At 31.1% G+C, this 21,818-nt stretch carries 23 protein-coding genes, 1 pseudogene and 1 other annotated feature; of the genes and pseudogenes, 5 read left to right on the top strand and 19 right to left on the bottom strand.

Going from position 1 to position 21,818, the window contains the following annotated elements; translation table 11 throughout:
* Positions 1 to 7: 7 nt before the first annotated feature.
* The 5 genes from EQM05_RS08670 to EQM05_RS08690 all read right to left on the bottom strand — a co-directional run bounded on the left by EQM05_RS08670 (position 8) and on the right by EQM05_RS08690 (position 5,038).
* Positions 8 to 862: a tetrahydrofolate dehydrogenase/cyclohydrolase catalytic domain-containing protein gene (locus EQM05_RS08670; protein ID WP_128749672.1), complete on the bottom strand. Its 855-nt coding sequence runs from the start codon at positions 860 to 862 to the stop codon at positions 8 to 10.
* Between the two features lie 21 nt (positions 863 to 883).
* A complete protein-coding gene (locus EQM05_RS08675; protein WP_128749673.1) occupies positions 884 to 2,563 on the bottom strand; it encodes a formate--tetrahydrofolate ligase in 1,680 nt (559 codons plus the stop codon).
* Between the two features lie 285 nt (positions 2,564 to 2,848).
* Complete coding sequence (locus EQM05_RS08680; protein WP_128749674.1) at positions 2,849 to 3,559, bottom strand: FadR/GntR family transcriptional regulator; 711 nt, start codon at positions 3,557 to 3,559, stop codon at positions 2,849 to 2,851.
* A gap of 58 nt (positions 3,560 to 3,617) precedes the next feature.
* Positions 3,618 to 4,253, bottom strand: a complete 636-nt coding sequence (locus EQM05_RS08685) for a ribonuclease H-like domain-containing protein (protein ID WP_164917327.1) — start codon at positions 4,251 to 4,253, stop codon at positions 3,618 to 3,620.
* 59 nt (positions 4,254 to 4,312) lie between these two features.
* Complete coding sequence (locus EQM05_RS08690) at positions 4,313 to 5,038, bottom strand: HAD-IB family hydrolase (RefSeq protein ID WP_128749676.1); 726 nt, start codon at positions 5,036 to 5,038, stop codon at positions 4,313 to 4,315.
* Positions 5,039 to 5,207: 169 nt separating this feature from the next.
* Here EQM05_RS08690 and EQM05_RS08695 point away from each other — a divergent pair, with 169 nt between their 5' ends.
* The 3 genes from EQM05_RS08695 to EQM05_RS08705 are packed head-to-tail and all read left to right on the top strand — an operon-like array spanning position 5,208 to position 7,397.
* Positions 5,208 to 5,426 (top strand): ferrous iron transport protein A, encoded by a 219-nt coding sequence (locus EQM05_RS08695; RefSeq protein WP_128749677.1) that lies wholly within the window; start codon positions 5,208 to 5,210, stop codon positions 5,424 to 5,426.
* Between the two features lie 31 nt (positions 5,427 to 5,457).
* Positions 5,458 to 7,224 (top strand): ferrous iron transport protein B, encoded by a 1,767-nt coding sequence (feoB, locus tag EQM05_RS08700; protein WP_128749678.1) that lies wholly within the window; start codon positions 5,458 to 5,460, stop codon positions 7,222 to 7,224.
* A gap of 17 nt (positions 7,225 to 7,241) precedes the next feature.
* On the top strand, positions 7,242 to 7,397 hold the full coding sequence (locus EQM05_RS08705; RefSeq protein ID WP_128749679.1) for a FeoB-associated Cys-rich membrane protein: 156 nt from the start codon (positions 7,242 to 7,244) through the stop codon (positions 7,395 to 7,397).
* 25 nt (positions 7,398 to 7,422) lie between these two features.
* Here EQM05_RS08705 and EQM05_RS08710 read toward each other — a convergent pair whose 3' ends face one another.
* A complete protein-coding gene (locus tag EQM05_RS08710) occupies positions 7,423 to 8,220 on the bottom strand; it encodes a ribonuclease H-like domain-containing protein (RefSeq protein ID WP_128749680.1) in 798 nt (265 codons plus the stop codon).
* A gap of 206 nt (positions 8,221 to 8,426) precedes the next feature.
* On the opposite strand from EQM05_RS08710, the gene EQM05_RS08715 reads away from it, so the two are divergent.
* A complete protein-coding gene (locus EQM05_RS08715; RefSeq protein WP_128749681.1) occupies positions 8,427 to 9,809 on the top strand; it encodes a transposase in 1,383 nt (460 codons plus the stop codon).
* A 64-nt stretch (positions 9,810 to 9,873) separates the two neighbouring features.
* Here EQM05_RS08715 and argS read toward each other — a convergent pair whose 3' ends face one another.
* The 10 genes and pseudogenes from argS to EQM05_RS08765 form a co-directional block, all read right to left on the bottom strand.
* Positions 9,874 to 11,565, bottom strand: a complete 1,692-nt coding sequence (gene argS, locus EQM05_RS08720; protein ID WP_128749682.1) for an arginine--tRNA ligase — start codon at positions 11,563 to 11,565, stop codon at positions 9,874 to 9,876.
* Between the two features lie 72 nt (positions 11,566 to 11,637).
* Positions 11,638 to 11,873: a binding site (T-box leader), on the bottom strand.
* An 85-nt stretch (positions 11,874 to 11,958) separates the two neighbouring features.
* The gene (locus EQM05_RS08725) at positions 11,959 to 13,179 is read right to left on the bottom strand and encodes an Nramp family divalent metal transporter (protein ID WP_128751078.1); all 1,221 of its coding nucleotides are present in this window, start codon (positions 13,177 to 13,179) and stop codon (positions 11,959 to 11,961) included.
* A gap of 104 nt (positions 13,180 to 13,283) precedes the next feature.
* A complete protein-coding gene (locus EQM05_RS08730) occupies positions 13,284 to 13,700 on the bottom strand; it encodes an NUDIX domain-containing protein (protein WP_128749683.1) in 417 nt (138 codons plus the stop codon).
* Between the two features lie 84 nt (positions 13,701 to 13,784).
* Positions 13,785 to 14,678, bottom strand: coding sequence for a DegV family protein (locus tag EQM05_RS08735; RefSeq protein ID WP_128749684.1), 894 nt, complete (start codon positions 14,676 to 14,678; stop codon positions 13,785 to 13,787).
* Positions 14,679 to 14,703: 25 nt separating this feature from the next.
* Positions 14,704 to 15,156, bottom strand: coding sequence for a PadR family transcriptional regulator (locus tag EQM05_RS08740; RefSeq protein ID WP_128749685.1), 453 nt, complete (start codon positions 15,154 to 15,156; stop codon positions 14,704 to 14,706).
* Between the two features lie 3 nt (positions 15,157 to 15,159).
* The gene (locus tag EQM05_RS08745; protein ID WP_128749686.1) at positions 15,160 to 16,014 is read right to left on the bottom strand and encodes a DegV family protein; all 855 of its coding nucleotides are present in this window, start codon (positions 16,012 to 16,014) and stop codon (positions 15,160 to 15,162) included.
* A 174-nt stretch (positions 16,015 to 16,188) separates the two neighbouring features.
* Positions 16,189 to 16,599 (bottom strand): hypothetical protein, encoded by a 411-nt coding sequence (locus EQM05_RS08750; protein WP_128749687.1) that lies wholly within the window; start codon positions 16,597 to 16,599, stop codon positions 16,189 to 16,191.
* Positions 16,600 to 17,366: 767 nt separating this feature from the next.
* Positions 17,367 to 17,921 (bottom strand): hypothetical protein, encoded by a 555-nt coding sequence (locus EQM05_RS08755; protein ID WP_128749688.1) that lies wholly within the window; start codon positions 17,919 to 17,921, stop codon positions 17,367 to 17,369.
* A gap of 122 nt (positions 17,922 to 18,043) precedes the next feature.
* Positions 18,044 to 18,259, bottom strand: a pseudogene (locus EQM05_RS16170) (IS1595 family transposase); the annotation flags it as partial.
* A 422-nt stretch (positions 18,260 to 18,681) separates the two neighbouring features.
* Complete coding sequence (locus tag EQM05_RS08765; RefSeq protein WP_243108170.1) at positions 18,682 to 19,218, bottom strand: CAP domain-containing protein; 537 nt, start codon at positions 19,216 to 19,218, stop codon at positions 18,682 to 18,684.
* 322 nt (positions 19,219 to 19,540) lie between these two features.
* Here EQM05_RS08765 and EQM05_RS08770 point away from each other — a divergent pair, with 322 nt between their 5' ends.
* Positions 19,541 to 20,836, top strand: a complete 1,296-nt coding sequence (locus EQM05_RS08770) for a trypsin-like peptidase domain-containing protein (protein WP_347560222.1) — start codon at positions 19,541 to 19,543, stop codon at positions 20,834 to 20,836.
* A gap of 53 nt (positions 20,837 to 20,889) precedes the next feature.
* Here EQM05_RS08770 and EQM05_RS08775 read toward each other — a convergent pair whose 3' ends face one another.
* From EQM05_RS08775 to EQM05_RS08785, 3 genes are all read right to left on the bottom strand, one after another.
* Positions 20,890 to 21,048 carry a small, acid-soluble spore protein, alpha/beta type gene (locus EQM05_RS08775; RefSeq protein WP_128751080.1) on the bottom strand — a complete coding sequence of 53 codons (159 nt, stop codon included), beginning with the start codon at positions 21,046 to 21,048 and terminating at the stop codon, positions 20,890 to 20,892.
* A gap of 24 nt (positions 21,049 to 21,072) precedes the next feature.
* Positions 21,073 to 21,276 (bottom strand): cold-shock protein, encoded by a 204-nt coding sequence (locus tag EQM05_RS08780; RefSeq protein WP_128749691.1) that lies wholly within the window; start codon positions 21,274 to 21,276, stop codon positions 21,073 to 21,075.
* Between the two features lie 130 nt (positions 21,277 to 21,406).
* Positions 21,407 to 21,763: a glycine cleavage system protein H gene (locus EQM05_RS08785; protein WP_128749692.1), complete on the bottom strand. Its 357-nt coding sequence runs from the start codon at positions 21,761 to 21,763 to the stop codon at positions 21,407 to 21,409.
* Positions 21,764 to 21,818: the final 55 nt, after the last annotated feature.

Here is a 21,818-nt window from a genome sequence, read left to right on the forward strand (position 1 = left end):
ATTAAAGTTATAGATTATTTTGTTTTATACATGCTTCAACTACATGCTTGCATAATACAGATGTAGTAATTGAACCAATGCCACCTGGTACAGGAGTTATCATAGATGCTTTATTTACGCAGTCCTCTGTATAAACATCACCGCATATTTTACCATTAGGATCCACATTAATTCCAACATCTATTACTACTGCATTTTCTTTTATATAATCTGAATTAATCATGTTTGCTTTGCCAATGCCCACTATTAATATATCAGCCTTTGATGTTATATCCTGTATATCTGAAGTTTTGGAGTGACATATTGTTACTGTGCAGTTTTCATTTAATAAAAGCATAGAAACAGGTTTACCAACCACCATGGATCTGCCAATTACCACAGCTCTTTTGCCCGACATCTGCACATTATAATATTTCAAAGTTTCTATTACTGCAGCAGGTGTACATGGGATAAACCCTGATTTATCACCTTCCATTAATTTTGCCACATTAAATGGACTGAAGCAGTCTACATCTTTATCCTCTGAAATTACATATTTTATTTTATCTTCCCTTAATTGTTTAGGTAAAGGCCTGAATATCAGTATGCCATTGGTGTTTTTATTTTCATTTTCTTTTTTTAATTCTTCAATAAATTCATTTTCACTTATTTCTTTATGATATTCTTTTATTTCAGTTTCAATGCCTATCATTGATGCTCTTTTCACTGCACCCTTTTCATAGGCTAAATCACTTCCGTTATTTCCAACTCTCATAATAGTAAGCTTTGGAACTATGCCTTTGGATTTTAAAACATTAACTTTATTAATTAAGTCTTTTGTTATTTTTTCAGCAACTGGCTTTCCATTAATAATATTACCCATAAAAATCTCCTCTTAAAATCATTAGAACAATCCGCTGATTACTCCATTTTCATCAACATCTATTTTTTCGGCAGCAGGGAATTTTGGAAGTCCTGGCATTTTCATGATGTTGCCTGTAATTGCAACAACAAATCCAGCTCCTGCTGATATGGTTACCTGTCTAACGGTAATATTAAACCCAGTTGGTCTTCCAAGTTTTGTTTTATCATCTGTTAAAGAATATTGTGTTTTAGCGATACATACAGGAGTATGTATAAATCCATTCTTTTCGATTTCAGCAATTTCTTTTTCAGCTTGTGCTGTATAAATTACATCATCTGCTCCGTATATTTTTTGTGCAATAGCTTTTATCTTATCTTTAATAGGAAGTTCTTCATCATAGCAGAACTTAAAATTGTTTTGTGACTTATCAATAAGTTTTAATACTTCATTGGCAACTTCTTTTCCGCCTTCTCCACCTTTTTCCCATACATCTGATATTTTTACATTAACACCTAATTCATTGCACTTTTTCTCGACAAGATTTATTTCACTTTCTGTATCTGTTGGGAATTTATTTAATGCAACTACAGCAGGTAATCCAAAAACCTTTGTTATATTTTCAACATGTTTTAAAAGATTTGGCAATCCTTTTTCTAATGCTGAAAGGTTCTCACTGCTCAATTCATTTTTTGGAACGCCGCCGTTATATTTTAAAGCTCTAACCGTTGCCACAATTATAACTGCATCAGGCTTTAAGCCAGCCATCCTGCACTTAATGTCAATAAACTTTTCTGCACCCAGGTCGGCGCCGAAGCCTGCTTCTGTAACCACATAATCCCCAAAATGAAGAGCCATTTTAGTAGCCATTAATGAATTACATCCATGGGCTATATTGGCAAACGGTCCTCCATGAATAAATGCAGGAGTTCCTTCCAAAGTCTGAACAAGATTTGGTTTTAATGCATCCTTCAGAAGTGCTGCCATAGCACCCTGTGCATTAAGCTGGCCTGCAGTTACCGGATTGCCGCTTCTTGAATAGCCTATAACTATTTTTGAAAGTCTGTCCTTTAAATCAGTAATATCTTTTGCAAGGCAGAAAATAGCCATAACTTCTGATGCAACTGTAATGTCAAATCCGTCTTCTCTAGGCATACCATTAACTTTACCGCCCAGGCCGCTTACTATGGACCTAAGCTGCCTGTCATTCATGTCTACACATCTTCTCCATGTTATTCTTCTTGGATCTATATCTAATGCATTCCCCTGATATATATGATTATCTATCATAGCAGCTAATAAATTATTGGCTGCTCCTATAGCATGAATATCACCTGTAAAATGCAGATTGATGTCTTCCATTGGCACTACCTGAGCATATCCACCGCCTGCAGCCCCTCCTTTAATTCCAAATACAGGGCCTAAAGATGGTTCTCTTAAAGCTACTATTGCTTTTTTGCCCAATTTAGAAAGTGCATCTGCTATTCCAATAGATGTGGTTGTTTTTCCCTCTCCTGCTGGTGTAGGGTTAATAGCAGTTGTAAGTATAAGTTTACCATGTCTGTTTGTTGATTCATCCTTTAATAAGTTGTAGTTAACTTTTGCTTTGTATTTTCCATAATATTCAATATCATCCTCAGATATTCCAATCTTTGCTGCAATATCCTTTATGTGCTGTAATTTAGCATTTTGTGCAATCTCAATGTCTGACATAATCTTCATTTTGTTACCCCCTGCTTAATATTAAGTAATTTAAATAATTTTATTTGTTGGTCTGCAAAATAAAATCTAATATTCTTACTATTCAAAATATTACACTTAAGTATCATTATACCCCATAAACAATAATATTCAACAAGTTCCATTTCATTTTAAATATCATTACACCTTATTTTATATAGAATTTCTATTTTATAGTTTGATTATTAAACAAGTTATAAATTTAATTAGACATTTTTCCCTCAAATACTTAAATATATGCATAATAAAGAACATACAATGATGTTACTACTGAGCCTGTTTATTTGAAGTCATGCATTCATTTGTGAAATCCAGATGCTTTCTCATGCACATGGCAGCATTTTTTGGATTATGCTCCTTCAAAGCATTGTATATATCTACATGCTGCTGAAGAAGAACATCTCTATTATCTTCAACAGACAATATTTTTTTCCTTGCATCTTTTATAAATGAATCAATTAATAAAGAAACGGCATTTAAAATGTTTAGTATCAACAAATTTTTTGTTGATTGTGCTATAAGATAATGAAATTCCTTATCTATTTTCACACCATTTGAAGAATCATCATTATTATTTTTAAACTGCATAATTAAGCTTTTCATGTGTTCTAATTCATCATCATCTATTCTTTTAGCTGCTAAAGCTGTAGTTTCAATTTCCATTACTTTTCTAAGCTCAAGAATTTCTTCAGGGGTGCTTTCCTGCAGCATAAACATTATTGATAAAGGTTCATATAAGCTGCTTTCAAAGCTTTCCTTAATAAAATTGCCCTCTCCCTGCTTGCATTCTATAAGGCCAATAATCTGCAAGGCTCTTAATGCCTCTCTTATTGATGTTCTGCTTACCTGCAGCTGCTCAACAAGTTCCCTTTCAGAAGGAAGTTTGTCCCCCTTTTTAAGATTTCCATTAACTATCATATCTTTTATTTGATCTATTACCTGTTCATAGACTTTTGTATTTTTAATTGGACTAAACATTATTTTACCTCTTTGCCTTTCATTAAAACATTATTGGAAATTCCAATAGGTTTACTTCTTATGAATCACTCAGCTGCACGTACTTCTCCCAATTAATTACCATGTAGAATAAACTTACCACATCCTGCTTATTATATTGCAGTATCTTTTCCACTTTACTCCCAGGCATTCTTTTAATATAAGTTGAGTCCTTCACCATTTTACTGAATGTTTTTGCTAAGTTCTGACCGCTTATTAATTCACTGCTTCTGTTAATATTAAATTCTTTCTCTAAGTTTTTTAGACCAATAGATTTTTTCATAGTGTTTTCGTAATATTTCTGCAGATCTATTTCTGAATAGTGATCTAATATTGTATAATTTATCTCATGCTTATTGAATAAATAATTTATAACTGAGAAATCATTATTACCTGAGAAAGTTACTATATATCTTTTATTATTCTGCTCATACATATTAATGAAATAATCTTTTGCTAATGCTAAAATATCATTAGCATCATTTTCATTTTCAATCATATATTGTGTGACCTTTAAACTGTTACCCTCTTCAATGTAATAACAGCATCCAAATACTCCTATGCAGATTGGAACCTTATACACATAATGTTCTAAGTCAAAGAACAATGTATTCTTATACAGCTTGTTATTATCTACGTCTAATGCAAAATCATCACTAAAGTTATCCAGCTTAATATTTTCTTCTCTAATTATCAATTTATATCACTCTTTCCAATCAGTGTAAATAATAAATTTTAAAAAGTATTTACACAGTCAGGATTTAAATTATATACTACATCTTTTCTTTCTACAACAATACTTATTTTATTTTTCACTTTATCATCATTTAATACCTTATCAATTAGTTCTTTTGTTGGATTAACTCCCGTAGGATACCTTACAAGCTTGAACATTGAAAAGTCACCGGAAGTATCACCATATGCATAACTGTTTTCTAAATCCAGATTATATTTATCTGCTAATTCAAGTATTGCCTTTTGCTTGCTTTTGCTGTCCCACATTGGCTTAACTTTACCAGTATAAACATTATTTTCATCCATTTCGTAAATTGATCCCCTGTAATCATCAAAGCCATACTTACAAGCCATCTCTCTTACTAATTCATAGGGGCTTCCGGAAATAGTAATTATTTTATGCCCCTGGCTTTTATGCCATTTGATTTTATCTCTTGTAAATGTATATACCCTGTCACCCTTTTGTGCTACTACCTTATTTGCAATATACTCTATTTGAGCTTTATGAAGTCCTTTTATAGCATCAATATATATATCTGCCATTTTTAATAAATAGGTGTCATAATTTCCCTGACGGTTATCCCATCTGTCATAATCCGGCTTAACATCCTTAAACCATCTTTCCGGTTCAATTATTTCATATTTAATCATTTTTTTAAAGACTTCTGTTATCAATCCTTCTCTGTATAAAGTTCCATCAATATCAAAAAACGCTCCAATTGCCAAAACTATACCCCTTTCAAATTAATATATAAATTTCAAATTAATAATAATATTATCACTTTTTATTTTACATATCAATTATGGCTGTGGCAAATTATTTGTTGACATTCCTTATAATGAGGGTGTAAAATATAACTGTAATTGAGAATGATATTCATTAGGAGGTGCTATAATGAGCGTTGTTGATTTAAAACCCGGTGAAAAAGGTCATGTGGACATTTTGAAAACTAACGATAAGCTTAAAAAAAGATTATATGCTCTTGGCTGCATTGAAGGAACAGAAATATGCTTAAAAGGTTCCGCTCCACTTGGAGATCCAGTTCTAATAAGCATTAGAGGATTTAATCTGGCACTTAGAAAGGGTGATGCTAAAGAAATATATATTAAATAAGGCTAATAAGAAATACCTAGGAGGATGATAAATGATTACTGCTGCTTTGCTTGGCAATCCCAATGTAGGAAAAACCTCTTTATTTAATCTTCTCACCGGCTCAGATCAATATGTAGGAAATTGGGCAGGTGTTACAGTTGAAAAAAAAGAGGGATTTGTAAACAGTAAAATAAAAATTGTAGATTTACCTGGTATATATGCTATGGATACCTTCTCTAATGAGGAAAAAGTTTCAAAGGACTTTTTGATCAATGGCAAGGCTGATGTGATTATAAATATTGTGGATGCATCTAATCTGGATAGGAATTTATATTTAACTACCCAGTTAAAACAATTTAATATACCAATTATACTTGTTTTAAATATGATTGATGCAGCTGAAAATAAAGGCATAAAAATTGACTATAAATTATTGTCTGAAAAATTGAAAGTTTCTGTTGTACCTATTGTAGCTTCAAAGGGAAAAGGAACTGATGAACTTGTAAAACTGCTGGAGAGCGGCGATTTTTTAACTAATAGTAATGATAATGACTATCAAATGCAAACCGAAAAGGAAGCCTACTCTTTTATTGAAACTATTTTAAGTGATTGTATAACAAATTTACCTACTAATAAACATTCTTATACTGAGAAAATAGATTCAATAGTTTTAAATAAATATGTTGCTTACCCACTATTTTTTATTATATTATTTTTAATTTTCAAGTTTACTTTTAACTGGGTGGGAAAACCTCTTTCAGATTATCTCACATTCCTTTTGAACACATATTTTATTCCCTTTATTGGCAATTTACTTGGCTCATCAAGCCATTGGTTTAAATCTTTAATAATTGATGGAATTATTGGAGGCGTTGGTTCAGTAATTGTTTTTTTACCCATTATTTTAGCTTTGTTTTTAGGTATATCATTTTTAGAGGATAGCGGGTATATGGCTCGTGCAGCTTTCATTATGGACAAGGTTATGAGAAAAATGGGACTATCCGGTAAGGCCTTTATTCCATTAATTATTGGCTTTGGATGCTCTGTTCCAGCTGTTATGTCTTCCAGGACATTGGAAAGTGAAAAGGACAGAAAGCTTACTGCATTATTAGTACCTCTTATGTCATGTAATGCAAGGCTTCCCGTATATGCATTATTTGCATCAGTGTTTTTTAAAGGTAAAGAAACTTATGTTGTTTTCTCATTATATTTGCTTGGTATAATTATGGCTTTTATAATGGGCTTAATATTTAAAAATTCCTTATTTAAGAAAAATGAGGAACCATTTATTATAGAACTTCCGGAATATAAGTTACCAGAGTTCAAAAACCTGATAATGCATACCTGGGACAAAGGAAAAGGCTTTTTAAGAAAAGCAGGTACAATAATTTTTAGCGTATCAGTTATAGTATGGCTCTTATCTAACTTTAATTTTAATGGTATGTCATCAATCGAAAATAGCTTTTTAGCTTCTATTGGAAACTTTATCAGCCCCATATTTAAGCCCTTAGGATTTTACTCCTGGCAGACATCAGTTGCCTTGATTTCCGGGATTATGGCTAAGGAAGTAATTGTTGGAACTATGGGTGTAATATTTGGGAGTAATTTACCTGCAATTTTACCAAAATATTTTACACCATTGTCTTCCTTCAGCTTTTTAGTTTTTGTTTTATTATATACACCTTGTGTATCTGTAATAGCAACGATGAAAAAGGAATATGGCGGTCGTATGGCCTCATTTTCAGTAATATATCAGCTTGTTTTAGCATGGGTTGTATCTTTTCTGGTATATAATATAGGAGCACTAATAATTAAATAAATTAGGATGGTGATTGAATGTTTTTACAAATTATAATTACTGCAGCAATTATAGCATTTGCAGTATATATACTGTTTAAAAATATTAAGAAAAGCGCTTCAGGTCAGTGTAGTGACTGTGCATCCTGCAGTGCTCACTGCAGCAGATATAAATCAGAAGTTCAAAAAAAATAGAAAGTTGCGCATTTTGCGCAACTTTTTAATAACTATTATTAATTATATTTTCTAGAAATACACTGTCATCATTACCCTTTAATATTGAATCAATTACTTTTGATGCTGATTTTTTTGATATTTTATTTATATCTGCATTAAGACTTATGTTATTTCTCTTAATTAAAGCCCTTAAATAACCTAACTGTTTATCTGAAATTAAATCGCTTCTTTTTATATCACTGTTCATAGTCAGATCATAAGCAAATTCATAAATTTTAGGCAGGTTTAAAACATCTTCGTAGTTGTGTAACATTATTTTGTCTTTTACTTTGTTATCTTTAAATTTAATATACTGCCAAAATAATTCTATACTTTCTCCTCCGTCTATTTTATCCTCCCTGGAAATTCCAATATACTTTTCAATAGTTTTTAAATTACATCTTTCCAAACCTAACTGCTTATAATATGGCCTTATCATCCTATACAGATCAATATGATTCTGGGGTTCTTTAAATGGTATCTGGTTCACCTTCATTCTCCTTTCTATAAAAGGAGCATCAAATGCTATGCCATTATAAGAACACCATGTATTAAATCCAAGAAGATCCTTTGAAAAATCAATTAAAACTTTACTTTCATCAGATATACTTTCCGAGAAATACTGTTTAATGATAAAATTATTTTTCTCATTAAAATATCCCAAAGATATAAGTATAATATAATCTTTATCTTTATTAAAACCAGTAGTTTCAATATCAAAGAAGGCTACTTTATTCATCATAAGTTTTTTGTACTTTGAGTCTTCAACCTTTACTCTATCACTAAATTGCATTAAATCCATAGTATAGCCTCCAAAATAAATACAAGTCTTTTATTATTATACTCTAAATAGATTTCAAAGTAAATCAGCTATTAATTCCAGCTTCAATAAGTAATATGAAAATTTCTAAAAATAAGTACTATAATATTTAGCTTTTAAAAATGATTTTAAGATCTTTTATAGAATTATATATATAGACTAATGATAATTAAAAGGAGATAGTTTGTATGTTACAATTAAGCAAAAACGATAAAGATAAGGTGTTGGAAGCTATAAAAGAAGGTAGGATTGATGCTGCTGACGTAAGTTTCCCTAATCTTATAGATACAATAGTATTAAAAATGAAAAATATAGGACTTATAGATAAATTGGCTGAAAGTTTTAAAGATAAAAGAAAACAAAATAAGCATATTCCATTTCATATACTTATTGCGTTAGCAATTACAGCAAAGATGAAACTTAAAACCAGCCTGACAGATGTCGCCTTTGCTGTGACTGATGGTGAGTTATTATCTGAACTAGGATGGAATATGTGGGATACCAATAAAAACCTTGAAGAAGGGTTATTCGCCGAAGGCGTTATGAGAAATTTAATTCAAAAATATGATGCTGAGGAATTTATAGAGTCTTATAACAATTATGTCCAAAATGTAGTTATGCCATCTCTTAACATAGCTCCATCTATACATATTCTTGATTGCACTAAAATACATGTGAATTTAGATAATGTAAATTATGAGAATTCTGAAACTATAAAAGATGATGGAAAGGTGCTTCGTGGTTATAAAATGGGAACATTAAGAGGTCTTATGGATGATTCCGGAATTATAGAAGAGATAGTTTTTGATTCTATAAAGCCTCATGATTTAGAACTTTGTAGAAATATGATTTTAAAAAGTAAATGTTTAAAAAGTGGAGATATTCTCATAAATGACAGGGGATTTATTTCTCGTGATGTTATTAATATTTTGAAGCTTGAAAAGCAAGTGGATACATATGTACCTGCAAAAAAGAACATGACAATATACCAAGAAGCTGTAAAAATAGCAATCTCCGAAGACAAGTGGCAAAAACACCCTAACAAGAAAAGGAAAACTCAAGAAATACACCTGGTTAAGGATCTAGGTATGATGTGGCAAAGTAATACACCAGATAAAGATGTTGACTTGTGTGCCTGTGTCGTTCATGATAAAAAAGATAATGAATACTATGTATTTTTAACCACAGACACAAATAAAACTGCAAAACAAATAATAAATACTTATGAACTAAGACCAGAAATTGAAGAAGACTATAGACAAATAAAAGACTTTTGGAAATTAGAAGATTTTAAGAGTACAAAATATAATTTTATAACTTTTCATATAGTTATGACACTCATTGGCTACATGTATTTTCAACTATTCAAAAACATGGAGGAGGGAAATAAGTATTCAGGCAAGTCCCTCCCTGTAATTATTAAGAATTATAAAGAAGATAAGCAAAAGTCAGTTATAATATATTCTGGTCAATATTTTGGCGTATTTTCCTTTATTGAATTTATTCAATTGTATGCTGGCTGCTCCGCAGAGGTAAGGAAACTTCTTGATCCAACCTTGGCTTTAGTATAGCAGGGTTGGAGGGCTACGCCCAAATTACGAATTGAAGTAATTCCAGATAATTGAATTAAAAACATTACATTTTCTCTACTACATCTATTCCAATTAAGTATAGAGCATTTTTTATAACTGTACATGCGGCTTCAACTAGTTTTAATCTTGCATCTTTGGTTGCAGTGTCTTCAGTGTTTAAAATATTACATGAATTATAAAATTTATTAAATGCCTTAGCAACTTCTATTACATATCTTGTAACAATTGAAGGTTCAAGTTTATCAATGGACAGATCTATTGAATTTTTAAAACCTGCCAAAAGTTTTACTAACTCGAATTCCTCCTTTGAATTTAATTTTGAGTAATCTGGCTGACCTTCTATATTATCTGCCTTTCTCAATATGCTTTTCCCTCTGGCATAGCTATATTGAACGTATGGTCCTGTTTCTCCTTCAAAACTTAAAATTTCATCCCAGTCAAATACAATATCTCTTTCTCTGTTATTTCTCAGATAAGCAAATATCATTGCTCCTACTCCAACTTTTTTAGCAACGGTTTCTTTGTCCTCTAAATCAGGGCTTTTCTCATTTATTATTTCACGTATCTTTTCTATAGACTGATTTAATAAATCCTCTAAGAATATAACGTCTCCTTTTCTTGTGGACAGCTTTTTATCTGTAAATCTTACTAAGCCAAAGCCAATGTGTATGCAGTCATCTGCCCAGTCATATCCCATTAATTTAAGTACCTTAAAAAATTGCTTAAAATGAAGTGATTGATCCATACCAACCACATATATGCTCTTATAAAAGTTATATGTTTTTTTTCTATATATAGCTGCTGCCAGATCTCTTGTAGCATATATTGTTGCACCATCTGCTTTTTTTATTATACATGGCGGCATATTATAATCATCAAGCATTACTACTTTAGCTCCGTTACTTTCAACTAATAAGCCCTTCTTATCAATTTCTTCTACAACTGCATCCATCTTATCATTATAAAAGCTTTCGCCAGTATAATAATCAAAATCAACACCTAATAAATCATATATCCTTTTAAATTCAACTAAGCTTAAATCCCTGAATTTTTTCCATAATGTTACTTCCTCTTCGCATCCATCTTCCAGCTTTTTAAAATAACCCCTGGCCTCATCGTTAAGGCTGGGATCTTTTTCTGCTTCTTCATGGAATTTTACATAAATTCTTAATGATTCTTTTATAGGATCCTTTTTTAAAGCTTCATCATTTGACCATCTTTTATAGGCTGAAATTAGTTTTCCAAATTGTGTTCCCCAGTCACCTAGATGATTTATTCCAATGCTGTGGTACCCCTCGAAATTTAATATTTTATATAGAGAATTTCCAATGGCAGTAGTAAATAAATGACCTACATGGAATGGCTTTGCAATGTTAGGTGATGAATAATCAATAGTAATATTTCTGCCCTGGCCGTCATTTGATGATCCATATTTATCACCCTGACTTAATACTTTTTCAATTGTATCTTTAGAGAATAAAGATTTATCCATAAAAAAATTAAGATAAGGCCCAAGATTCTCCACTTTTTCAAAGCCATCTTTATTTATTTTTTCACTTAAATCTTTAGCAATGGCATTAGGTGATTTCTTAAATACTTTTGCCAGCTGAAAACATGGAAATGCATAATCTCCCATATCTGCTCTAGGCGGTACTTCTATTAATTCCTCTATAGTCTTTAAATCTAAATCCACATTTTCTTTAATTCTTTCTGATATTATTTTTTTATAATCCATAAATACACCTCCAAATAAAATGTTGTAATTTTAACATAACTTAAATATAAAAAACCCGTCTCTTATATATTAATAAGAGACGGGAAATATCCGCGGTACCACTCTACTTGATTCATAAACTAAATACATTATATAAATCCAGCTTTAAACTTTAACGCAGTTAACGGTTCATATATGCTTTTAACAGCTTTCTTAATGAACTTCTCAAAGGCTCTTTTCCAGAATATTTATTCTACAGGCTCTCACCATCCCTGCTCGCTGAACACAGAAAATAATATAAACTGTACTGTCCTTATCAATGAATATTTCATATATTATCTGATTATATATTTTTTATTATAATATGTCAATATGCAGCTGTTAAATACTTCCTTTAACTGTATCTAGTAGACTTTAGTAATTAAATCCTAAGAAATTAGCAAATAATAATAAATTCAGTATTATTACAATTGCTGCAGTAACTATTAATAAAATCTTATCCAGCTTAGTATTTACAAATTCACCCATAACCTTTTTTGATGAAGTTAAAAATATCTGAAGTATAATTGTTATGGGCAGCTGTATACTTAATATCATTTGAGATATTACTAATCCATTAAATGGATTTGAAATAAATAATATTATTATACCTGCAGCTAATATTGTAATTAGTACACCATAACTTGTATGCTTATCATGAATATCATATGGTTCTTTATATATCCCTGCAAAAATACTTCCTCCTGCCATACCTGCTGTAATGCTAGAAGAAATTCCTGAAAATAATAGTGCAACAGCAAAAACAACTGCAGAAGAACTGCCTATAAGAGGTATCAGCATTTGCTGAGCCTGATTTAGTTCAGTTACTTTAATTCCATGGCTGTTGAATGTGGCAGCAGCTACAATTATCATTGCACTGTTAATAGCCCAGCCTATAATCATTGAAAGTAATGTATCTAAGAACTCATATTTTAATTGATGCTTTATGATTTTTTTATCTTTCAAATTCCACTGCCTGCTTTGAATAACTTCTGAATGGAGAAAGAGATTATGAGGCATTACAACTGCACCTAGAACACTCATAATAATTGGCAATGAACCTGAGGGGATGGATGGTTTAACCCAGCCAATTGCTGCTTCCTTCCATGTAACATTAACCATGGCTAATTCGAAAATGAAAGAAGCTCCTATAATTGATACGAAACCTATAATCCACTTTTCAAGTTTTTTATATGAATTAGTAAATAGCATCCATAAGATTACAACTACCATTATAATTGCACCTATTTTTATAGGTAAGTGAAATAACATATTTAATGCTATGGCACCTCCTAATAACTCTGCCAGAGCTGTTGACACGGATGCAGCTAATGCAGTGAAAAGCACAAATTTTGAAACTTTATTATTCATAAATATGCTTGCTGCTTCAGAAAGGCAATAACCAGTAGTTATTCCAAGGTGTGCTGCATTATGCTGCAGTATAATAAGCATTATTGTTGATAATGTAACCATCCATAGCAGCTTATAGCCATAATCACTTCCAGCAGAAACATTTGATGCCCAATTTCCAGGGTCAATAAATCCAACAGCAACTAAAAATCCAGGACCAATATATTTTATAAAGTCCAAAGCCATAAAATCCGGCTTTTGTTTATCGTTAAAAAATTTTTTTATGTTCACATTTCATCATTCCTTTACAATACCGTTATTCTGCAAAAAAGATGCAATATACATTGCATCTAAATATTATTGCTGATTAAAAAATTATTTGCTTTATATAAAACTTTTTTTAGATTTTCAAATTTTAATTTGTCATATGCATCATTAAAACACATCCATGCATAACCTTTCAATTCTTCAAACTGGCAGCAAATATCAAATGAGTCTGCCTTGGCTAAAAACAAAACTACAGTTTTTTTTATATCTTTGCCTATATTATAACTGACTTCTTCCCTGAAATTATCTATAAAGCTAACTTTAAGGCCGGTTTCTTCATATATTTCACGGGCAGCTGTTTCATATTCATTTTCATTTAATTCCATATGTCCTTTTGGAAATCCCCAAAAGTTGCTTCTGGTGCTTTGTATTATTAAAAATTCAGTTTTTGATTTATTTTTAATAAAAATCACTGCTCCGCAAGATTTTTCATCCTCCATAAAAATGCCTCCTTATATAAGGTAACATGAATATGCTATATAATTAGTATACTTTAAAAACAATGATTTTACAATTTTTTTAACCTAAAGCTGCTCAATTATATGGTGCTGTCTTTCCTTCCCAATGAAGAATACTGCTATTGCTCCAGATCCTCCGTAGGTACCAACAACTGGTCCTATGTCACTTATTATAAAATCTTTTACATTGATGCTGCTTTCAATTCTTTCTTTAAGTCTAATTGCTTCATCAAGGCAGTTACCATGGCTTATAAATATTGTCTGCTCCTCAGGGTTAATAATTCTTTCTACTACTATTTCATAAATTTTATCAATAGCTTTTTTTCTTCCTCTGACTTTTAAAACTGGTATTACTCTGCCTTCATGATTTAAAGTTAAAATAGGTTTTATGTGGAGAACCATTCCAAACATTGCTGCAGTGGAGGATATTCTTCCCCCTCTTTTTACATAGATCAAATCATCAACTGTCATGTATGTGTTAAGATGCTGCTTATTTCCTTCAAAATAATTAATAATTTCTTCCATGGACTTTCCTGATTCTTTAAGATCTATTGCTTTTACTACGCACAATCCTAATCCTAAGGATGCAGTTAAAACATCTAAAATATATATATTTGCTTTTTTATTTTCTTCCAGCACCATTTGTCTTGCCATGTTTGCACTGTTTATTGTGCCGCTGAGGCCTGATGAAACACATAAATAAAGAATATCTTTATTTTCATTAATAAGCCTTGTAAATAATGTGTAGAAAGCATCTGTACTAGGCTGAGATGTTTTGGGAATAATACCTCTTTCCATACCATCATAAAAATCTTTAAAGCTTAAGCTTTTCCCAAAGTCATCAATATATTCTTTCTCATGAAAAATACATGTTAAATTTACAATATTTATTTTTTTTTCATTCACATAGCTTATTGGTAAATCACAGCAGGAATCGGTTACTATTTCAAATTCTCTCATTTTAAATTCCTTTCTTAATAGAAATTTATTTTTTATATAAATCGTTGTATACTATTTCAAAAACCTGTAATGCTTCTTCAATTTTACCTTTTAGCATTTTTTTCTTATGATCTAATTCGGCTCTTCCTGCATCTGTTATGGTATAAATTTTTTGCATTTGCTTTTTTGTATCATCCCATTTTCCTGTTACAAATTTATTCTTTTCCAGCTTTTTTAAAATTGGGTATATCCCGCCTGTACTAGGAATCCATAAAGCATGAGTATGCTCTCCTATCTGGTGAGCTAAGTCATTGCCATTTGTAGCACCTAAACTTAAAATGTATAGTGCATATAATGGCAGAAGACCTTTTGTAAATACTTGTCCTACAGCCTCTTTTTCCTTTTTAACTTTTTTTAATTCAGCTAACTTTTTCTTATATTCTTCATACAGTCTTTTTTCTTCAGCTTTAGTGTCTAAATCAGAATCAAATTTTGCCATATGTTAGTCCGGCTCCTCAACCAATACCAAGCCAATGAGACCAGGACCGCTGTGAACCCCTGAAACAGGACTTATACATCCGCCCCAGGTTGATGAGATTACATTTGTTTTTTCTTTAATTTGCATGTATACCTTTTTGGCTTCTTCTTCACCATTACCATGCATTACATAAATGGAACATTTATTTTTACTTAAAATTTCCTCTCCAATGCTTACAAGTCTGTTAAGTGCTTGTTTTTTCCCTCTTACTTTGTCATATGTGAAATATTTTCCGTCTTTGCTATCTATGGAGATAATTGGTTTTATATTTAATAATTCTGCAATTGTTCCTGAAACTTTACCAATTCTTCCTCCCTTTTTTAGATATTCTAAAGTTCCAACTACAAAAAACAAATGTATTCTTTTCTTTATTGAAGGAATTGCTTCTATAATCTCATCGAAGCTTTTTCCTTTTTCAGCAAGCTTTGCACATTCAACAACTAAAGCTCCTTCGCCAACAGAAATAGACTGAGAATCACAAATAAATGTCCTTAAATTTGGGTGGTTTTCACTGACAACTTGAATACCGTTATAAATACCAGATAACCCTGTAGATAGAACAATTGCAATAACCTCTTTGCACCCTTTTTCTTCGATTTCATGAAACATTTCTTCCATATCATCCATGGAAGGCATTGATGAAGTAGGTATTTCAGTTGCTAAATTATTGTATACTTCTTCTGGTGTTATTTCGAATTTATCCCTATATTCCCTGTCCTTATATATTATCCTGAATGGTAGTACATTTATGTTGTATTGTTTTATTATTTCTTCCGGCAAATCACAGGTTGTATCAGTAATTATAGCTATATTACTCAAATTATTATCCTCCCTTAATTTATTAATTTTATTATATCACTATTGATACATATATCAATAGTGATATATAGCACTATTGATATTGTTATAATATTATATTAACCATTTTATTAATGATTATTAAAAAAGAGCCCTGCATCAGCAGTTTTAACTGCTAATGCAGGGCTCCTTATTTTACGTTCTATATTTGAATTGAAATGAGCATTTAGGACATGTGACAACTATATTTCCCTTATGCTTTGGCAACCTTAACTTTTGTGTACAATGGGGACATCTTGTTATTTTGAAGTCTTTTCTTTGCGATAAATTTGATATCAGCTGTTTAATTGAGTTATTAAATCTGTAAAAAAGCCTTTTTTGTTTAACCCTGGAGAACCAATATTGGATGTTCCTGCAAAAGTTTTCAAAATTCATTTCCTCCTGAGTTCTTTTAATAATGTTTTTAGACTGTGTTCTCCAAAATGCATATATAACAATTGGCAGACCTATAAATGCACCGTATCTATATAAACAAAATAGTAAACCTATTGCTATTAATATTTTTGATAATTTATCCCACCCATATACACTTTCTGATCTATTCATTTGACTAAAATGCTCCCTTCTTTTAATTACTACACAAAGTACATATCGCATGCTACAATTAATAATCTTATAATTATATTACCATAAAAATATTATAGGAATTATTAATGTTTTTTTAATAATTTTTTAATAATTATTGGCAGCATTTTTTATATAGGAATAAAAGGATCAGCTTATTCTTTAAATGTAAAAATTTATATTATGTAACATATTATTAATGTATGCATATATTAAAGTAGACAAGCTATTACTCTCCCAGGTAATTATATTAAAAGGAGTGATAATATAATGAGCCATAAACGTAATTGTTGTTGTTGTACTACTAATTCCCGATGCAGTCAAGGATCTAACATCTGGTGTATTTTAATTATACTTGGAATACTTTGTTGCAGGGGAAGATAGTAGTAACTCAGTCTTGTATATATAAAGGGGCTGTCGCATTAGCAGTTAAAACTGCTGATGCAAGGCTCATTTTTTATTGAAGGCTGAAACTAAAGATTAAAGATTAAAGAACAAATAATGTTGATTTTCTTACAGAAAATCTTAAAATTCAATTTGCTGAGTGAATCATGCGTTTTAAGAACCAAGGATGGCTCTAATTTCAGTTTAACTAATAGAGTTAAAAAAGGATTTGAAAAATCCAGAGCCGATAGGCTGCCCCTTAAAACCCAAAGATTAAAGTCTGTTCTTTAATCTTTCCTGCTTTAGATATATGGCTCTTTTATTAAATAGTGTTGATAAAGTAACAAATTCCCGTTAGGGACAAGTCAATTAAAACTGACTTCAGCATTCCTCATATTTATATATGTATTTTGAATATTAATTTTACTTATTGCTTCTATAAATTTACTTATTGTAGATGAAATATTATTAGAATTAGAACTCTTTAAGAATTTGAATAAGTTTAAATAATTATTTAAATATTTCGTTGCTACTCCTCTAAAACGGTATATCCATTCCATGCAGTCACATCTATATTTTACTGCTTCAGAGCTATTATCAAGGAATTTATTAATCTCCCTTATTTTCTTTCTTTTAAAGAACATGGCAAAAAAGCTTTTCGGTCTTGAGACTGCCTGCTTATTTTTATTTAATATTTTTCCAATATAATTTTCCATATCCATTGCATTCATACGTCCTGTGCCAACTGCTCTGGAATAAATATTTTTATGTGAATCCAGTGCTGTAATAACGCAGACTTTATTATTGCTGATATTAATGTAACTTACGCTTTGATCATGAACTCTCTTTTCATCATGTTCAATGCCTTTCTGTCCCTTCCGGGAGAATTTTAAGAAAAAATTTTCAATAATAGATTTCAAAGTAAATCAGCTATTTAAGCTTCTCAAAAAACTGTAGAAGCATCAGTATTTTTGCTCGCTTAAATAGCGATTTACTAAATGAAATTATAAAGCTCAAACTTTCCCTGCATTTTATTTTGTTTAACCATTTTTAAAGCAGAGAGCAGCTTGTGCCTCCAGTAAAATAGTGTTACATAAGAAACGCCAATTTCCCGGGCTGCCGCCTTAAGGGATAAGCCCTCAATGGTACACTTAATGAATGCCTCCCATTTTTCAGGGAAATGAGTCCTTGCAATTGGCGTGTTTGTAAAATCATTAAAGGTTTTTTTGCAGCTTTTGCATATATATCTTTGTTTATCATTGTATTTTCCGTATAGCACTGTATGGGTGCAGCCACAGTATGGGCATTTTCTTTCAGAATCATGTCTTAATGAAGCAAAATAAGATAATATATTTATATCAGTACATTTTTTATTCTCCATAGTAATCCAATCCCTTCAGTAATATGTAGGTATTTTAATTATTACCATTAGAGGATTGTCCTATTCACATCAACATTATTATTTAAAAGAGCCATAGGTGTCTATAGAAAGTAAATATCTAAACACCGTAGCAATCCCAAAAATCTTTGAGGATTGGATATTTTGTGACAGCCACGGTGAAGATATTTATTACTTTCTATATAGTTAACAGTATCGGAGAGGAATAGAGCTACACCAAAAAAATTAAAAATAAATACCAAAATATATTGCATGTAAATTAATTAGTGCGACAGCCCCTATTATGGTTTTATGAACATTTGAGTCCAGTAATATCCGTTTGAATATCCAACACCTATTTCAGAAAAGTCAGGATTTAATATATTACTTCTATGACCTGCTGAATTCATCCAGCTATTCATGACTTGTTCAGCAGTTGTCTGTCCCATAGCAATATTTTCACCTGCAGCAGTAAATGATATTCCAAAGTTCCTTATCATTACAAAAGGGCTGCCAAAGGTGGGAGATGTATGTGAAAAATATTTTTTATCTCTCATATCCTGAGATTTATATCTTGCCACTCTTGAAAGCTGCCAGTTAGATCTTAATGGAGCAATTCCTCTTTTCTGTCTTTCTGCATTTACAAGTTTTATTACATTGTTCTCAATATTTTTAATTTCCCTAATATCAGGTATCTTTAATACAGACCCGGTATAGATTAATGCAGGGTCAGAAATCTGCGGATTGAGCATTACTAATTCTGATATACCTGTTTCATTTGCCTGTGCAATTTTCCACAAGCTGTCGCCGCTTTTTACCACATAATTATAAGTAGGCATAGTTTCTGCACTTACATTGAAACTAAAGCCTATTAATATTAAACATAAAATTAAAAAAACATTAAATTTTTTAAACATAGCTCCTCCTTGTTTTATATAATTGTTCAAATATATTTTGCCCGAATTTAATACAAACATTTTAGGAGGTTTGTGGAAAGCAAGGAAAAACCATATATTTTAATTAATCTGTCACATGAAATTAACAATACAGTAATGATTTTGCCATATTTCTGTCACATAACTCTATTATTATTTAACTATGTAGAAACTAATAAATATATACTTTGCAAAGTATATATTATCCAACAGGAGGTATAAACATATGAATACAGAAAATAATAATTTTCTTCAACCTTCTCAGCCTGAAGAAAATCAGAACAGTGAAACAATAAACTTAGGACCAGCTGATTCTAAGTATGAACAAAATGATAATATAGATTCCTGCATGGGAAATACATCATCAAAACAAACTTCTAATAATAAAAAGCCTAAAAAACATTTTGCATCATACATTATTATTGGCTTAGTATGTAGTGTTATAGGAGGTGCAGCATCAAGTGCAGCATCATTATATTTACTGCCCAAAACAAGTATGTTTCAAAATACGCCATTATATAAATCATTACAATCAAATTACACACCTGACTCAGCAGTCAGCTCAAAAAACGGCTCTTATGCAACACCTACAAGTACAAAAACCACTGGGCTTACTGTGGCAGAAATAGCTAAGAAGGTAGGCCCTGCAGTTGTTGGTGTTTCCACTACTGAAATGCCATCAGGTGATGGATTTTTCTCAGATAATAGTCCACAGCAAGGAATGGGATCTGGAATAATATTTAATCAGGATGGCTATATATTAACAAATTACCATGTTGTTCAGGGAGCTCAGCAGATTAAAGTAATTTTAAGCGGCAGTACTAAGGAATATAATGCAAAAGTTATTAATTATGATGCAAATCTTGATGTAGCTGTAATTAAGGTAACAGATAAAGTTAAAATGCCTGCAGTTGCTGAACTTGGTAATTCTAAAGATATGCAGGTGGGTGATTCTGTTGTTGCCATCGGAAATCCTTTAGGTAAGGAACTGTTAGGCACAGTTACAACAGGAGTTATAAGTGCTGTGAACAGACAAATTACTGTGGGGAATACTAATGAAAGTTTCCTTCAGACTGACGCTGCCATTAATCCAGGCAACAGCGGAGGTGCATTAGTTAACAGCCTTGGTCAGGTTATAGGAATTAATTCTGCAAAAATTAATGGAAATGGTGTTGAAGGCATTGGATTTGCAATTCCAATTGATACAATTAAGCCTAAAATTGACAGCCTTTTAAAACCAATATTAAAAATAGGAATTGCAGCAAGGGACATAGATAACGCTACTTCAAAGCAGTATAATATCCCAAAGGGTGTTTATGTAGTTCAGGTTGAACAGTTCAGTGCTGCTGAAAAGGCAGGTATCCAGCCTGGTGATGTAATTGTAAAGTTTGATGGTAAAAATGTTTCAAGTGTAAATGAAATAAATACAATTAAATCAACTCATAAATCCGGTGATGTAGTTAAAATAGAGGCAAACAGAAACGGTAAAAATGTGAGATTATCTTTAAAACTATCGGAATAAAGTGTAATTAAAGGAGCATATTATCCAAATGATAATGTGCTCCTGTTTTATAATTATTTAGCCCTTTTAGGCTTATCTTTTCCAAGCTTTCTGGATTCTTTAGAATATCCAATTTCGTTTGAAGTTTCAACTTTCATTTTATCCATTTCTACTTTTGTCTTTTGTTTTGATTTTTTATTGCTTTTACTGTTTTTATTATCCTTATGTGCCAAGTTGTTCATCCTTTCATATTTATATTATAGCTTTGTAACATTAGATGCCTGTAGTCCTTTATCTCCCTGCACTACATCCAGCTGGACATTCTCCCCCTCTTCAAGATCCTTTCTATTTCCTTCTCCCTGTATTGCAGAATAATGTACAAAGATATCCCCTTCTCCTTCAACGGTTATAAATCCGTATCCTTTTTCTTTATTAAACCACTTTACTACACCGTTTTTCATTTTAACTCCTCCAGTTATAAAATATAATTGAATAAAAATTAATATATATTGTATTATTTTCAATTTTATATTTTTAATACCGATTTATTAGAAAAAACATTAAGATTTATTCTAAGCACACATATAATTTTTAATTGCATATTTCTTTATATTCTTTTAATGATAACAACTCATCTAATTCATCAGAATCTAAAATTTCACATTTTAATACATATGTGCTTTCACTATCTTCATTGATCAAACATGTATCCTCTTCTAAATCTTCATTGAATTTGATTACATTTACATGCAATGGGCATTTAAAATCTATTACACTATCAGCGAATTCAACTGTGAAAATTGTTTCACCTTTCAAAATTTCTTCCCCTGCTTCAGGCATTTCTACCATAACAACTTCACCAAGATCATCCCTTATATAGTTTGTAATTCCAATTTCAGCTTTACTGCCTCTTTGCTTTACCCAGAGATTCTCCTCGGTATATTTCATGTTTAATAACCTCCCAAATTAACTTTTATATTATACTTCATAATATATTGTTTAT

Origin of the sequence: Clostridium sp. JN-9 (assembly GCF_004103695.1) — a bacterium.
In the GTDB taxonomy this organism is placed as follows: domain Bacteria; phylum Bacillota; class Clostridia; order Clostridiales; family Clostridiaceae; genus JN-9.